The sequence below is a fragment of the Cohnella sp. genome (genome assembly GCF_041641335.1).
Classification (GTDB): domain Bacteria; phylum Bacillota; class Bacilli; order Paenibacillales; family Paenibacillaceae; genus Cohnella.
The window spans coordinates 46,305-59,995 of record NZ_JBEPYQ010000036.1 but is presented as its reverse complement, the minus strand read 5'-3'; the positions used below and the strand labels follow the sequence as shown (position 1 = coordinate 59,995).

At 56.4% G+C, this 13,691-nt stretch carries 14 protein-coding genes; 9 read left to right on the top strand and 5 right to left on the bottom strand.

Going from position 1 to position 13,691, the window contains the following annotated elements; all coding sequences use genetic code 11:
• The 6 genes from ACESLM_RS13970 to ACESLM_RS13945 form a co-directional block, all read left to right on the top strand.
• Positions 1-977, top strand: a 977-nt coding sequence (locus tag ACESLM_RS13970) for an LLM class flavin-dependent oxidoreductase (protein ID WP_372632184.1), incomplete at its 5' end; no start/stop codon positions are given.
• 52 nt (positions 978-1,029) lie between these two features.
• Positions 1,030-2,175 (top strand): amidohydrolase, encoded by a 1,146-nt coding sequence (locus ACESLM_RS13965; protein WP_372632183.1) that lies wholly within the window; start codon positions 1,030-1,032, stop codon positions 2,173-2,175.
• Between the two features lie 14 nt (positions 2,176-2,189).
• Positions 2,190-3,335, top strand: a complete 1,146-nt coding sequence (gene solA / locus ACESLM_RS13960) for an N-methyl-L-tryptophan oxidase (RefSeq protein ID WP_372632186.1) — start codon at positions 2,190-2,192, stop codon at positions 3,333-3,335.
• Between the two features lie 30 nt (positions 3,336-3,365).
• Complete coding sequence (locus ACESLM_RS13955) at positions 3,366-3,860, top strand: DinB family protein (RefSeq protein ID WP_372632182.1); 495 nt, start codon at positions 3,366-3,368, stop codon at positions 3,858-3,860.
• 45 nt (positions 3,861-3,905) lie between these two features.
• The gene (locus ACESLM_RS13950) at positions 3,906-4,439 is read left to right on the top strand and encodes a GNAT family N-acetyltransferase (protein ID WP_372632181.1); all 534 of its coding nucleotides are present in this window, start codon (positions 3,906-3,908) and stop codon (positions 4,437-4,439) included.
• Positions 4,440-4,467: 28 nt separating this feature from the next.
• Positions 4,468-5,796, top strand: a complete 1,329-nt coding sequence (locus ACESLM_RS13945) for an LLM class flavin-dependent oxidoreductase (RefSeq protein WP_372632180.1) — start codon at positions 4,468-4,470, stop codon at positions 5,794-5,796.
• Positions 5,797-5,872: 76 nt separating this feature from the next.
• On the opposite strand, the gene ACESLM_RS13940 is transcribed toward ACESLM_RS13945, so the two are convergent.
• The 5 genes from ACESLM_RS13940 to ACESLM_RS13920 all read right to left on the bottom strand — a co-directional run bounded on the left by ACESLM_RS13940 (position 5,873) and on the right by ACESLM_RS13920 (position 10,639).
• A complete protein-coding gene (locus ACESLM_RS13940; RefSeq protein ID WP_372632179.1) occupies positions 5,873-6,388 on the bottom strand; it encodes an SRPBCC family protein in 516 nt (171 codons plus the stop codon).
• A gap of 182 nt (positions 6,389-6,570) precedes the next feature.
• Positions 6,571-7,662: a GerAB/ArcD/ProY family transporter gene (locus tag ACESLM_RS13935; RefSeq protein ID WP_372632178.1), complete on the bottom strand. Its 1,092-nt coding sequence runs from the start codon at positions 7,660-7,662 to the stop codon at positions 6,571-6,573.
• Between the two features lie 16 nt (positions 7,663-7,678).
• Positions 7,679-7,915, bottom strand: coding sequence for a hypothetical protein (locus ACESLM_RS13930; RefSeq protein ID WP_372632177.1), 237 nt, complete (start codon positions 7,913-7,915; stop codon positions 7,679-7,681).
• Between the two features lie 3 nt (positions 7,916-7,918).
• Positions 7,919-9,118 (bottom strand): Ger(x)C family spore germination protein, encoded by a 1,200-nt coding sequence (locus tag ACESLM_RS13925; RefSeq protein WP_372632176.1) that lies wholly within the window; start codon positions 9,116-9,118, stop codon positions 7,919-7,921.
• Between the two features lie 30 nt (positions 9,119-9,148).
• The gene (locus tag ACESLM_RS13920; RefSeq protein WP_372632175.1) at positions 9,149-10,639 is read right to left on the bottom strand and encodes a spore germination protein; all 1,491 of its coding nucleotides are present in this window, start codon (positions 10,637-10,639) and stop codon (positions 9,149-9,151) included.
• A 240-nt stretch (positions 10,640-10,879) separates the two neighbouring features.
• Between ACESLM_RS13920 and ACESLM_RS13915 the strand changes: the two genes are divergently transcribed.
• From ACESLM_RS13915 to ACESLM_RS13905, 3 genes are all read left to right on the top strand, one after another.
• Entirely contained in the window at positions 10,880-11,833 is a 954-nt protein-coding gene (locus ACESLM_RS13915) for a DMT family transporter (protein ID WP_372632185.1), read from the top strand.
• 211 nt (positions 11,834-12,044) lie between these two features.
• Positions 12,045-12,566 (top strand): TetR/AcrR family transcriptional regulator, encoded by a 522-nt coding sequence (locus ACESLM_RS13910; RefSeq protein WP_372632174.1) that lies wholly within the window; start codon positions 12,045-12,047, stop codon positions 12,564-12,566.
• Positions 12,567-12,703: 137 nt separating this feature from the next.
• Positions 12,704-13,684, top strand: coding sequence for an SDR family NAD(P)-dependent oxidoreductase (locus tag ACESLM_RS13905; protein ID WP_372632173.1), 981 nt, complete (start codon positions 12,704-12,706; stop codon positions 13,682-13,684).
• Positions 13,685-13,691 lie beyond the last annotated feature (7 nt).

Here is a 13,691-nt window from a genome sequence, read left to right as displayed (position 1 = left end):
TCGTATTCCCCGGGCAGACGCCTTCCGAGGCGCTGGCCAATACTATCCGCCTGGCGCAAATCGCGGAGGAGCTCGGCTTCGAGCGGTTCTGGGTGTCCGAGCACCACGATTCCTCGCAGATGGCGGGAGCTTCCCCGGAGGTGCTGATCTCCCATCTGCTGGCCCGCACGGACAAGATCCGCATCGGTTCCGGCGGCGTGATGCTTCAGCATTACAGTCCCTACAAGGTGGCGGAAAACTTCAACGTACTCGCCTCGCTTGCCCCGGGAAGGGTCGATCTCGGCATCGGGCGCGCGCCCGGAGGACTGCCGCGTTCGACGAAGGCGCTGCAGAAGGGCGTCGCCGAACCGGAGTCGCTGGAGGAGAAGCTGTCCCAGCTTGAACAATACTTGCGCGGTCCGGTCTCCGAAGACGAGCCGCTGGCCGGATTGCAGGCGAATCCTCTGCCCGAGCAGCCCGCCGATGTGATCTTGCTCGGAACGAGCGTGTCCAGCGCCAAGCTGGCTGCGGAGCGAGGCTATCCTTATGCGTTCGCGCTCTTCATCAACAGCGACCCGGACACCGCGCGCGAAGCGTTCGACGTGTACCGCGGCAGCTTTAATCGGGCCAAGGGCGGCCAGCCGCGCACGCTGCTCGGCCTCTCCGTCATCGCGGCCGATACGGAAGAAGAGGCGGCGGAGCTCGCCGGCCAATTCAAGAGCGTTCGCGTGACGCTGGCCAGCGGCAAAACCGTCAACGTAGGCTCGCTGGAGCAGGCCGAGGAATTTGCGCGGCAGGCCGGCGAGACGTATACGGCGGATGTTCGCGACGCCGACATCACGAAAGGCACGAAAGAGACGGTGCGCCGCAGGCTACTGGAGCTCCAGATGAGCTACGGGGCGGACGAATTGATCTTCACGACGATCATCCCCGATTTCGAGAAGCGGGTGCGTTCGTTCCGGCTGCTGAAGGAGGCGTTCGAGGAGCAGCCCGTCTAAGGCCGGGCGCCCCGTTTTCGTGCTAACATGGAAGCAAGGAGGGATGGATACGATGAGTACATTCGCGGCCGAGCCGCTATTCGAACAATTAGTCGCCATCCGGCGTCAACTGCATGCCCATCCGGAATTGTCCCATGAAGAATTCGAGACGACCGCGTCGATTCGCGGGTGGCTGAGCGAAGCCGGCATCCGCATCGCGGACTACCCGCTGCGTACCGGCGTCGTCGCCGAAGTCGGACGGGGAGGCCCGATCGTCGCGATCCGGGCCGATATCGACGCGCTGCCCGTGCAGGAGGAGACGGGGCTGCCGTTCGCTTCGCGCATTCCCGGCAAAATGCACGCCTGCGGGCATGATTTCCATACGGCAGCCGTTCTGGGCGCCGCTCTGCTGCTGAAGCAGCGGGAAGCTGAGCTGAAGGGGACGGTTCGTTTCCTGTTTCAGCCTGCCGAGGAGAAGGCGAAGGGCGCATCGCAAGTGATCGCGAGCGGCGCGCTGGAGGGCGTAAGCGCGATTTTCGGCCTGCACAACAAGCCGGACCTGCCGGTCGGCACGATCGGCATCAAAGCCGGACCGCTCATGGCCGCCGCAGACGGCTTCATCGTCGAGGTGAAAGGGCTCGGGACGCACGCCGCCGTGCCGGAGGCGGGCATCGACCCGATCGTCGCCTCCGCGCATATCATTACCGCGCTGCAGTCGATCGTCAGCCGCAACGTCGGCGCGCTGGACGGCGCCGTCGTCAGCGTGACGCGGCTGAACAGCGGCACCGCCTGGAATGTTATCGCCGACCAGGCCGTGTTCGACGGCACCTTACGCACGTTTGACGAGAAGGTGCGGACGAAGGTGCGCGAGCGCTTCGATCAGATCGTTACCGGCGTCGGCGCGGCACTGGGCGCGGAGGCGACGGTCCGCTGGCTCGACGGCCCGCCGGCCGTCGTCAACGATCCGGTATGGGCCGAGCAATCGGCCGCGACGGCCAAGGCGATCGGCTTGCAGGTTGTGGAGCCGATTCCTTCGCCAGCGGGGGAGGATTTCTCCTTCTACTTGCGGCAAGTGCCGGGCAGCTTCTTTTTCCTCGGCACTTCGGGACCGCAGGAATGGCACCACCCGGCCTTCGACGTCGACGAGCGCGCGCTGCCGATCGGGGCGTCTTTCTTCGCCTCTCTCGCCGTCGACGCCCTTGTCCGGTTGTCCGAGTAAAGGGGGGAGCCGCCATACGCAAACTTTACGACGTCATTATCGCCGGCGCAGGGTCGATGGGGATGAGCGCGGGCTATGAGCTGGCGCGCCGGGGACTCAAGACGCTGCTTATCGACGCCTTCGATCCGCCGCATGCGCAAGGCAGCCATCACGGCGACACCCGGCTCATCCGGCACGTGTACAGCGGCGGACCGGATTACGTGAAGCTTGCCCTGCGGGCCGACGAGCTGTGGCAGGAGCTGGAGGACGCCTCCGGGGAAAAGCTGCTGGAAAGAACGGGCGTGCTGAACTTGTTCGATCCTTCCGCCTATTCCTACGGAGACCGATTCCAGTATTCGGCCGAACTGGGCGTTCCGTTCGAGGATCTGAGCGCGGAGCAGGCGCGCGAACGCTGGCCGGCCGTGCGTCTGCCCGATGCCTACCGGGCGATGTACGAGCCGGAAGCGGGGCTGCTGTACAGCGACAAATGCGTGGCCGCCTTCCGGAAGCTGGCGCTGCAGGCCGGCGCCAAGCTGCTGACGAACGCCTTCGTGACGCGTATCGAGCCGACGGCCTCGTTCGTGACCGTGCATACGGACAAGGGCGAATATATCGCGGGTCAAGTCATCGTCAGCGCGGGGGCGTGGTTCAAGACGCTGGAGCCGTTCGTCCGCCTGCCGATCCGCGCCGTGCGCAAAGTCGTCGGCTGGTTCCAGCCGGAGACGAACGCTTACGACGCCGAACGGTTTCCCGGATTTACGTTCGGAGACGGGACGGGAGGCTACTACGGTTTTCCAAGCGTCGGAGGCGCCGGGGTCAAAATCGGGCGGCATGACGGCGGCTGCGAGTGGAAGCCCGGCGAAGAGCTTGCGCCGTTCGGGGCGTACCGGGAGGACGAGGGGGATTTGCGGAAGGCGCTGAATGCGTTCCTGCCGGGCGCGGCGGGCAAGCTGCTCCGCGGCTCCGTATGCAAATACGAGCATACGCCGGACGAACATTTCATTATCGACCAGCATCCGGAACATTCGAACGTGCTGCTGGCGGGCGGCTTTTCCGGTCACGGCTTCAAATTTTCCAGCGTCGTCGGCGAGCTTCTCGCCAACCAAATCGAGCTGGGTAGATGGGGGCAGGAGATCGGAAGGTTTTCCGCAACGCGGTTTTCCCAGCCCGGTCGTACCTGATCCATCATTCCAAAGGAGGCGTATCCATCCATGAGTCAATCTCCAGTATCCATCGATAATTATGTTCGGACTCACGATCTTTTGCAGGAGGCCATAGCCGGCTTGTCCGACGAACAGCTCGTCTGGAAGGCGTCGGAGAAGTCGTGGAGCGTGACGGAGGTGCTGACGCATTTGGCGGACCACAACCTCGTCGTTTCCTTCCGCCTTCGCGAAGTGCTGGCCGGGTCGGAAGCTCGCCTGCCGGCGTTCTCCCAGGACGAATGGGTGGCCGGACAGCGCGCGAACTCGGCTAAAGCCGCCGACGTATTGGAAGCTTTCCGGGCGCTTCTTCTTTACAACAGTTTGCTGTTCCGCAGATTGTCTCCGGAGGACTGGAACAAGTCGGGCGTGAACTTCAAGGGGCTCACCGTAACGGTCGCAGGCATCGCGCAGGCGTTCATTGACCACGTTCATCACCATCTCGGGCAGATCGAACGAATCAGGCAGGGGGAGAAAAGCTCCCGGGAGTCGAGCGGCGCGGTCTGAAGACGGGAAGACGAGCTATTTTTACGCAGAAAGCGGGTGGAGAAAATGCCGAGCGGCCAAACGATCGTTCGACATGCAGAGGAGCGGGACCGCGAAGCGGTTCTGAACGTGCTCCTCGAGGCGTACAGCCAGTACGAAGCTGCGCTGTCGCCCGAAAGGTGGACGCAGTACAAGGAAAGCATCGTGGAAGCCGTCGACGCCCCCACGACGAAAGCGAGGCTGGTGGCCGAGCTGGACGGCAAGCTTGTCGGCAGCGTGTTTATTTACGACTCGTCGGTAACCGCCTACGGTTCGCCGCAGCTCGAAATCCATAACCCGATCATTCGGCTGTTGGGCGTTCTTCCGGGCGCTCGCGGCAACGGAATCGCCACGGAGCTGATCCGCGGGAGCGTCCGACTCATTAAGGAATGGGGAGCGGATACGCTGCATCTGCACACGTCGGATATGATGGATTCGGCGGTCAGGCTGTACGAACGGCTCGGCTTCGAGCGGGCGTACGACAAGGAGTTCCATAGCGGCACCGTGTTAGTCAAAAGCTATCGTCTGAAGCTGTCGGACACGGCGCTTCTGAACGTATAAGAAGATCAAATTGAGGGAGGAATCGGACATGGCACAACGCAAGAAAATCAAATTCGGAGCGATTATTCACGGAGTAGGGGGCAACATCGCCGGGTGGAGGCATCCCGAAGTTCCCGCGGACGCCAGCGTCAGCTTTCCGTTCTACAAGCAGCAAGCGCTGGTTGCCGAGGCCGGCAAATTCGATCTCGTCTTTATCGCGGACGGTCTCTACATTACGGAGAAATCGATCCCGCACTTTCTGAACCGTTTCGAGCCGCTGACGCTGCTCTCCTCGCTGGCTTCGGTCACGAGCCGTATCGGTCTCGTCGGCACTTTGTCGACCTCGTACAGCGAGCCGTTCACGGTAGCGCGCCAGTTCGCCTCCCTCGATCAGCTGAGCGGCGGCCGCGCGGGCTGGAATCTCGTCACTTCGCCGCTCGAAGGCTCCGCCCGCAACTTCGGGAAGCCGGAGCATCCGACGCACGACGAACGGTATAAAATCGCCGAGGAGCATCTGGAGGTGACGAGGGGGCTGTGGGATTCCTGGGAGGACGACGCATTCGTCCGCGACAAGGAGTCCGGCGTCTTCTTCGATCCTTCGAAGCTGCATCGGCTGAATCACAAGGGACAATACTTCAGCGTGGAAGGACCGCTCAACATCGCGCGTTCCAAGCAGGGACAGCCGGTCGTGTTCCAGGCGGGCTCCTCCGAAAGCGGCAAAAACCTCGCGGCCAAAGGCGCCGACGCCGTCTTCACCGGACACGAGACGCTGGAGGAGGCTCAAGCGTTCTACAAGGACGTGAAAACGCGGGCGATCGGTTACGACCGCGAGGCCGACGACATCGTCATCCTGCCGGGCATCTCGCCGATCATCGGCCGGACGCAGGAGGAAGCCGACCGCAAATACGAGGAGATCGCGAGCCTCGTCAGCATCGAGAAGGCGCTCGACTATCTCGGCCGCTTCTTCGAGCATCACGACTTCTCGCCGTACCCGCTCGACGAGCCGTTCCCGGACATCGGCGATCTGGGCAGCAACAGCTTCCGCAGCGGCACGGACAAAATCAAGAAGCAAGCCCGCGAGCAGGGACTCACGCTTCGCCAGGTGGCGCTGCGCTCGGCGACGCCGCGCGGACCATTCGTCGGCACGCCGGAGCATGTCGCTAATCTGATTCAGCAGTGGTACGAGGAGGAAGGCGCGGACGGCTTCATCATCCACTCCCAGCTCCCGAGCGGCTTGAACGACTTCGTCGAACTCGTCGTCCCGATTCTTCAGGAGCGCGGCATCTACCGTACCGAGTACGAGTCGGATACGCTTCGCGGCAACCTGGGGCTGAAAGTTCCGGTAAACCGCAATACGGTCGCCAAAGTGAATAGCTGAGCGCATTTCGGCGCGATCCGTTGCCTTCCCGGGCTGAGGATCGCGCCGTTTGAAATCACATTTCGCATCTTGTTTCTTAGAAGGCGCCATCCTTATGTTGCAAATATTGTTCGAGCTGATCGAACGTTCCTCCGAAGCCCTCTAGCATGGAATCGAACATGCCCTCAAAGAAGCTTATTTCTTCCGCGCTTGCGTTGATCGGCGCGCTGCGCAAGGTTATTGTGGTCGCACCTTGATTTGCGCTGAAGACGACCGAATTGCGTATTTCCAGCGGGATCAAGTCGCTGAACGGAGCACGGACAATGTTGCCCGACTCATCCGAGAAGCTGTTGTCCCAGACGATCTTCTCCAAAGCAACGATTTCCCGATACACGAACTTCCCCCACATTTGCGTACCGTCGGAAGCTTGCATGCGATAGTGGAAAAAGCCGCCCGGTCGGAAGTCCAGTTCCGCGACGTGGATTTCAAACCCTTTTGGTCCCCACCAGCGCTTCAGATGTTCCGCCTCGGACCATGCCTGGAATACCAGTTCGAGAGGCGCTTGGAATACGCGCGTTATGACTAACTCTTTACCTTCTGATCTCACTGTCATTTTCATTCCTCCGTTTTCAGCTTAAACCGTTTATCGAAATTATTCGCCAATCAAATATACTCCTATAGGAATATTCCTGTCAAGGAATATTATCTCGGCCTGAAAATTACGGCGAACCGCTACACGGCCGCTAAAGTGAATGGCTGAGCGCCACGGCGCGCCCCTGCAGCCTTCGAACGGCTTCAGGGGAGGCTTTTCCGTATGGCGGCCACACCCAGAAGAACTAAGGGCAAAAGCAGACCGAACGTTCCGGCGAAAAATACCCATACTTCCAAAATAACGGTCATGTTATAGACGATATTGGGACTGCTCACAAGAGAAAAGACAACCATCAACATTCCTAAAGGAAAGACGAGTATGCGATATTCTTTCAAATTTAAAATACGGGCCAAAGTAAACGTAGTCGCATAATAGCTAATGATTAGTTTGAAAAAAATCGAAATAAACCATAATCCGGCTATAATCGCCTCGATCCGCTGCAAAAAATCGCCGATGTTAATTTTTTGGGCCAGAACGTAACTGGGGTATATTTCTCTCGCCGTGTGATCTGGGCCGATTACCAGGATCGTGAGAGCCGTGAGCAGGACGATAACCGTTCCTCCCATGCTTGTTCCCGCCCAAAAAGCTTTGACTACTTTCTCGGGCCGATTCACATAAGGGATGATGAACAGAAAAACGACATATTCCATAAAAGGAAACGCCGCAAATAGAAGGGCGCCATGCAGCACGGGCTTCATCCCCTCTTCAAGGACCGGCTGAGTTTTTTGCAAGTCTATTTGAGGCGAAACAAGGATCGCAAGCAAAAGAAACAGGACGATAAACCAGGGGAAAATAATTTCTGCCGCACGCGCGATCGTTTCAATCCCGAGACGGATTCCCATCATCACAACGATTAACATCAAAATATGGATAAACTGGATTGGCGTTTCCGGCATGATATACACGGTGAGAAAATCCCCGATATTGCGAAGAACAAGCGAAGCAAGAAGAAACGGAAAGGGGAGAAAAAGAAGCATAACCGCTTTGCCCATCCATTTTCCAAGGATTTTTTCGCTGTATTGGGCCAAATTCATTGCGGGATAGAGGCTGCCCAATTTAGTATAAAGCAACCCCAATAAAAGTCCCGCTCCCAATCCTAGAATACCCGCCAGCCAAGCATCCTGTTTCGCAGGGGTCGCAAGCATGGCGGGAGCCAATAAGAGGGAGCTTCCCGCCGTAAACATAAACACCAATATAGCAAATTGACGCGCTGCGATTTTCGCTTTTTCCGGCAATGATCCCCACTCCGTCCTACTTGAAAAAACCGAATAGTACATCGATAAGCGGTTTATACACAAAAGCCAACGCATCCATGGGGTTGGGGAGCTTCACTTGTGCTCCTTCGGCGATGCTGATCCCCGTTCCTAACAGAAGCAGAATTGAAAATACCCAGAGCTCCTTTCTCAACCTTCGTTTTAAAAGGCTGGGAACTTCGAGGAAGGCGATCACAATCGCTATCGCAACAATTCCAAATACGATCCACATCATCCATTACTCCTCTAACGCTTTCAGGAAGGATTGACCGACGGTGCCTGTGCGTCGAATCTTATGGTCAATCTTTATATTCACGGGAAGCTCCACGAATTCCTGATCCCATGTTTTTTCTACCGTCCTCCAAAAATGGGGGTCCGCACGGCGAATCGCTTCCCCAAACCCGAAAATATCCGCTTTATATTTTTTCTGCGCCTTTTTTATGGTTTTTTCAATGAATTCTTTTATTATTTGCTCCGATTTTTCTTCTAATTCATTGATCGTGCTGGTTTGGGTTAAATCAAGGTTCCTGCATTCGACTTCCCCCACATTGGCTTCGAGACGGATATCGACATCCACTTCCGGTTTTCCGTTCGTTACCTTCCCTTTCCGATCCACTTTGCTTCGAATGATCTCCATCACGACTTTGCCCCCTTGCGGACAGCGGACATCGCCCACTGTGCTTCTCACGTTGCCCATCACATAATTGTACCCTTTGCTTTCTTCTTCATTTAGCCAACCTATGAGTTTGTCTTTCTTAAAAACGCCAAGTCCCGAATATTGCAATCGGGTAGGAGTATCAATCCTTTCTACATTTTCCTTGCTTTCGCCGGTCTTCTGACTCCCTTTCACTTTAAGGCCAGTCAGCACGGGATGTTTCCCTTTGCTTACGAGGTCGGAAATAAGATCGTGCAAGGTGACGCTTGAAGTGGGCGCCCAAGCTTTCTCCGACGTTTTAAGGGAATCGAACAGCTCGTTGGCGGGTATTTTATCCAAAGAAGTGAAGGTCTTCAGTACGTTTTCGGCGGTTGTCCCTTTCGCCACGACAAAAAAATAATCGGCTCGAAGTTCATGATCTCGCGTTAGGAAATCCAGGAATCTTTCTATTCCGTCTCTTGCCAATTCCTCGCCGATAACAACCATCCGAACATGAGAGGAATAGATCTTTCTGGGACTCATCGTTGTCATTTTCCTTAGAGCCTCAAACAGAGTGTCTGCTGTGGCATGGTAGGTTATGACCGGCGTATGTCCCGTACCGCCTTCCTTCGCCGCCACTTCTCCGGGGTCGACCACTTGAGAAGTGATTCGATATTTATCCCCCGATTTATCGAATCCCATCGCCACTCCGATCGCGATTTCATTCAATTCCCTGCGGTTCCAACAACCGGCGTTCACGGTCAGGACGAGAATGAGCATTCCCAGTACGATTTGTCGTTTCACCGTTCCCACTCCCTCCTTGCCGATGCTCTATCATCGTTTTTTGCGGTTCTGGTTTTGACGTTGACTGATTAGGCGCGGACGGGAAAACATTCCCCTTAACGGAAACCGAAACAGCATATCCTTCTGATCGGCAAGATTGAAAGGCGCAAAAGGACTCATATAGGGAATCCCAAAGGACCGTAGACTGCTCAAGTGAAGTACAAGCGCAATTAAACCCAGGGTAATGCCAAACAAGCCGAAGGAAGCGGCGAGCCCCATTAACCCGAACCGTAAAATCCTGACGGATATCGCCATATTATAAGATGGAAATACAAAACTCGAAATTGCGGTGATGGATACCACAATGACCATCGCCGCAGATATAATGCCGGCCTCTACAGCGGCTTGCCCAATGACTAACGCCCCAACGATGGATACGGCTTGACCTACGGCTCTCGGCAATCTCACTCCGGCTTCCCGCAGAATTTCAAAGGTTACTTCCATTACGAGAGCTTCGATAAAAGCAGGAAAGGGAACCCCTTCCCGTTGGGCCGCCAGACTGATCAGCAGCGGAGTCGGGATCATTTCCTGATGAAAAGTGGTAATGGCGATATAGAGAGAAGGTCCCAACAAGGCGATAATAAAACATAAATATCGAAGCAGGCGGAGCAGAGTTGCGATATCCGCTCGTTGATAATAGTCTTCGGCCGCCTGATTGAATTGGCCGAACAAGGCAGGGACCAAGAGAACAAACGGAGTTCCATCGATGACAATTGCGACGCGGCCTTCCAACAGCGCGGCTGCAACCACATCAGGACGTTCCGTATTGAACACCGTAGGAAAAGGACTGTAGGTTTTTTCCTGGATCAATTCCTCGATATAGGCGCTTTCCAAAATCCCGTCGATATCAATTCGATCCAGACGGGAGCGCACTTCTTCGATCACCTGGTCGTGGACGAACCCTTTGATAAACATCATCGCGACATCCGTTTGAGTGACTCGCCCTATTTTTCGGCTCTCTAACCAAAGGTTCGGATCTTTGATTTTTCGGCGAATCAATGCGATATTGGTAATTAAAACTTCCGAGAAGCCTTCCTTCGGTCCGCGTATCACGGTTTGGGAAGTAGGCTCCGTTACCCCGCGATGTTCCCACCCGACCAATCCGATAGCAAAGCCTTGCGGATATCCATCCAGCAAGAAAATCGTTTTCCCCGATAAAAGGGCGGAAAACAGCGTCTCAAAATCCGTTACATCTTTAATTTCTCCAGCCGTAAGTGCATAATCTTTGATGAGCTGCAATGCATTCTGTCCCGAAGAGAGCTTATGCTTAAGCTCCGTTCCTCGGGTATCCAGCATGAGAGATTCGATAATAAAATGATGGACGGAATCGGTCTTTGCCAATCCTTTGGCATAGAAAATCCCTGCTTTCATTTCATCATCCGTTCCGATCGGAATTTCTCGGATGATGATATCTCCGCTGTTTCCAAGAGCTGCTTTTACCTGCCGAATATTTTCTTCCAGGCTTGTTTTCAGAGGCGCCATCGGTAACCCTCGAGTTTCGTTCGTATTTTTAATTCAAGTGTCGTCTTGCCAGTACTTATTTATACGATAGAGCTCCTTTACCTGCGGCCGTTAGTCTGCTACTAAGGAAGTGTAGTATAATGAAACTGTCGGACCGAAGCGCCAAGGAGAAGCTCAAGCTCGACCAAATGATGCGCGGACTTTTTCTGGATACACAGGAATCAAAACGCCCGCAAGCATGGGAGACCAACACCAATGAAGCTGACAACAGAGAAACTATTTACGCATCCGCTCGGTATACTGGCCGCGGCGACGGGTGCTACTTTTTTGTGGGGAAGCGCGTTTCCGGTCATCAAGATGAGCTATGCCGAGCTGGACATCGGGAAGGGGCAGGTCTACGAGCAAATCTTATTTGCGGGAATCCGGTTCACGCTGGCGGCGCTGCTGATTTTGGCGTTCATGAAGCTGTTGGGCAGAAGTATCGCTTACCAGAGAGGCTCGTGGCGGGGCGTGGCGAAGATCGGCCTGTCGCAGACGCTTTTGCAGTATGTGTTTTTCTATTACGGGATGAGCGGTTCGTCCGGCGTGCAGGGCTCGATTTTAGCCGGGACGACGTCCTTCTTCCAAATTCTCATCGCCCATTGGATGTATGCGGACGATCGGATAACGCCGCGCAAGCTGTCCGGGCTGATCGTCGGTTTTGCCGGAGTCGTTGTCGTAGGGCTGGCCGGGGGCGCGACCGGCGTTCACTTCGGCTTGGCCGAACTCTGCCTGCTGGCGGCGATGTTCTTCGGAGGATTAGGCAACGTATTGTCGAAAAAAGAGTCCGGGCGTCTCGACATCCTGTATATGACCTCGTACCAGATGCTGCTGGGAGGAGTTGTGCTGAGCGCGATCGGGGCGGCGGGCGCGGGCTTGATGCCTTTCGCGTTTACGTGGAGCGCCGCGGGCATGCTGCTGTATCTCGCGGTATTGTCGGCGCTCGGCTTCGTCCTGTGGAACACGGTCATGAAATACAACCAGGTCGGCAGCATCTCGATGTATTTGTTCCTCATTCCCGTATTCGGCGTCTTCCTGTCCGCGCTGCTGCTGTCCGAGCCGCTGCATGCGACCGTCTGGCTAGCGCTCGGACTGGTGGCGGGCGGCATCGTTATCGTCAACCGTAAGCCCGCCGCGCCTTCGACTGCGCGTTCGGGCGCCCGGCTTAAAGCTTGAACGCGCCCGCTCCCAGCCGCTTTCCCGGCAATTTCGCCGCCTGTCACGTTCTTGTCCGCGTCCGCCAAATGGTTCGCCCGCGCATCCAACTCTCGCAGACGGCGAAGGACGGGAGGGCTGACGTCGTCGAATTGCTTTGGTTCTCAATGTTCGCTATAATTTAATGTATTAATTGATGAATCACTAACCGATGAAAGGGGCGACGAGCTTAATGGCAGACACTGAAACCACCTCGGTGAATCGCAAAGCGGACATTATTTCGGCGGCGATCGAGGTGTTCGCGGAGATCGGGTATTTTCGGGCAACGACGGCTCAGGTCGCGGAACGCGCCAAAATATCGCAGCCGTACGTATTCCGATTTTTCTCGACGAAGGAAGAACTGCTGCTGACGGCGTTGGAGGTCTCGTGGACGCGATTGATCGATTCCTTCCGCAAGGTCGTGGATTCGACTTCGCCGGAACGGCTGGAGCCCGACTTGATTCAGGCTTATGAGGACATTCTGAACGTGTATCAAAACGAAATTCTTTTGCAGATGCAAGCCCAGACGATCAGGGAAGAATCGATTCGGGAAGTGATGCGCCAAGGATTCGCCGAAGTCCGTCGCATCGTGCTGGACGCATTCGGGGCGGCCGGCATCCCGAACGCCGAAGAACGGACGATGCTTTTTCTCGCCCGGGGGATGCTCTGCAACGTATCCGTCGCCCTGGCGATGCCGGAGCTGAAGGACCAATGAGAGGGGAGGGGAGCCCCTTCGCAGCAAGTTGTGAGTGATCAATCAATATTTTGTTATTGACTGATCACTCACAAAGATGCTATAGTGAATCCAGAGTTAGTAATTGATCAATCACAAATCAGATTGGAGCGATTGGGATGAAAAACGCGATAGTCGTCGGCGCGACCGGGGGAACGGGAGCGGCGATTACGGAAGAGCTGGTCAAGCGGGGAGTTCGGACGGTGGCCTTCGGAAGATCCGCCAAGAAACTGGAGCAGCTTTGCGCAAATCTGAGCCGTCCGGACTGCCTGACGGTCGCGGAAGGCGATGCCTTCCGCCCGGAGGAGATTGCCGCAGCGGCTGAAGGCGCTGACATACTGTTCCATTGCGCGAACGTGCCGTATCACGAGATGGTGAGCAGGTTGATTCCGCTGGGAGAATCGGTCATGGAAGCCGCCGACCGGCTGAGCTTGAAGGTCGTCGCGATCGACGGAATCTATCCGTATGGAAGAAGACGAATGGTCCGCGCGACAGAGGAGCATCCGAAACAGCCTCATACGAGGAAGGGTCAGATCAGGCTCGCCTACGAGAAAATGCTGTTCGACGACCGGTGGAGCCGGGCACGGATCATGATCGTTCGCTTGCCGGACTACTACGGGCCTACCGCGAACGAGGCGTCTTATCTGGGTTCCACGCTCGAAGCGATCGCGGCCGGCAAGACGGCGTTTTTCATCGGCAATATGCGCGTTCCCCGGGAGTTCGTTTACTTGCCGGACGCGGCGTTCATGATCGCGGAGCTGGCGTCGAGGGACGATGCCTACGGGGAGAATTGGCATATTCCGGGAGCGGGTCTGATTTCGGGCCGAGAGATCGTGCGTATCGCCCGTCAAGCCGGCGGAAGCGCCAAGCCGGTCATCCCGCTCGGCAAAGTCGGCCTGTCGTTGCTCGGAATGGGCCTGCCGGTCATGAAGGAAGTCGTCGAGATGCTTTACTTAACGGAAGAGCCGCTTGTCTTAAGCGGGGACAAATACGCGCGGCGGATCGGTCCCGCACCGGCGACTTCCTTCGAGGAGGGGATCTCGATTACGGTTAGAGCGCTGCAGCATCGGAACGGTAGAGGTTTGTCGGATTGTAATTGATCAATCA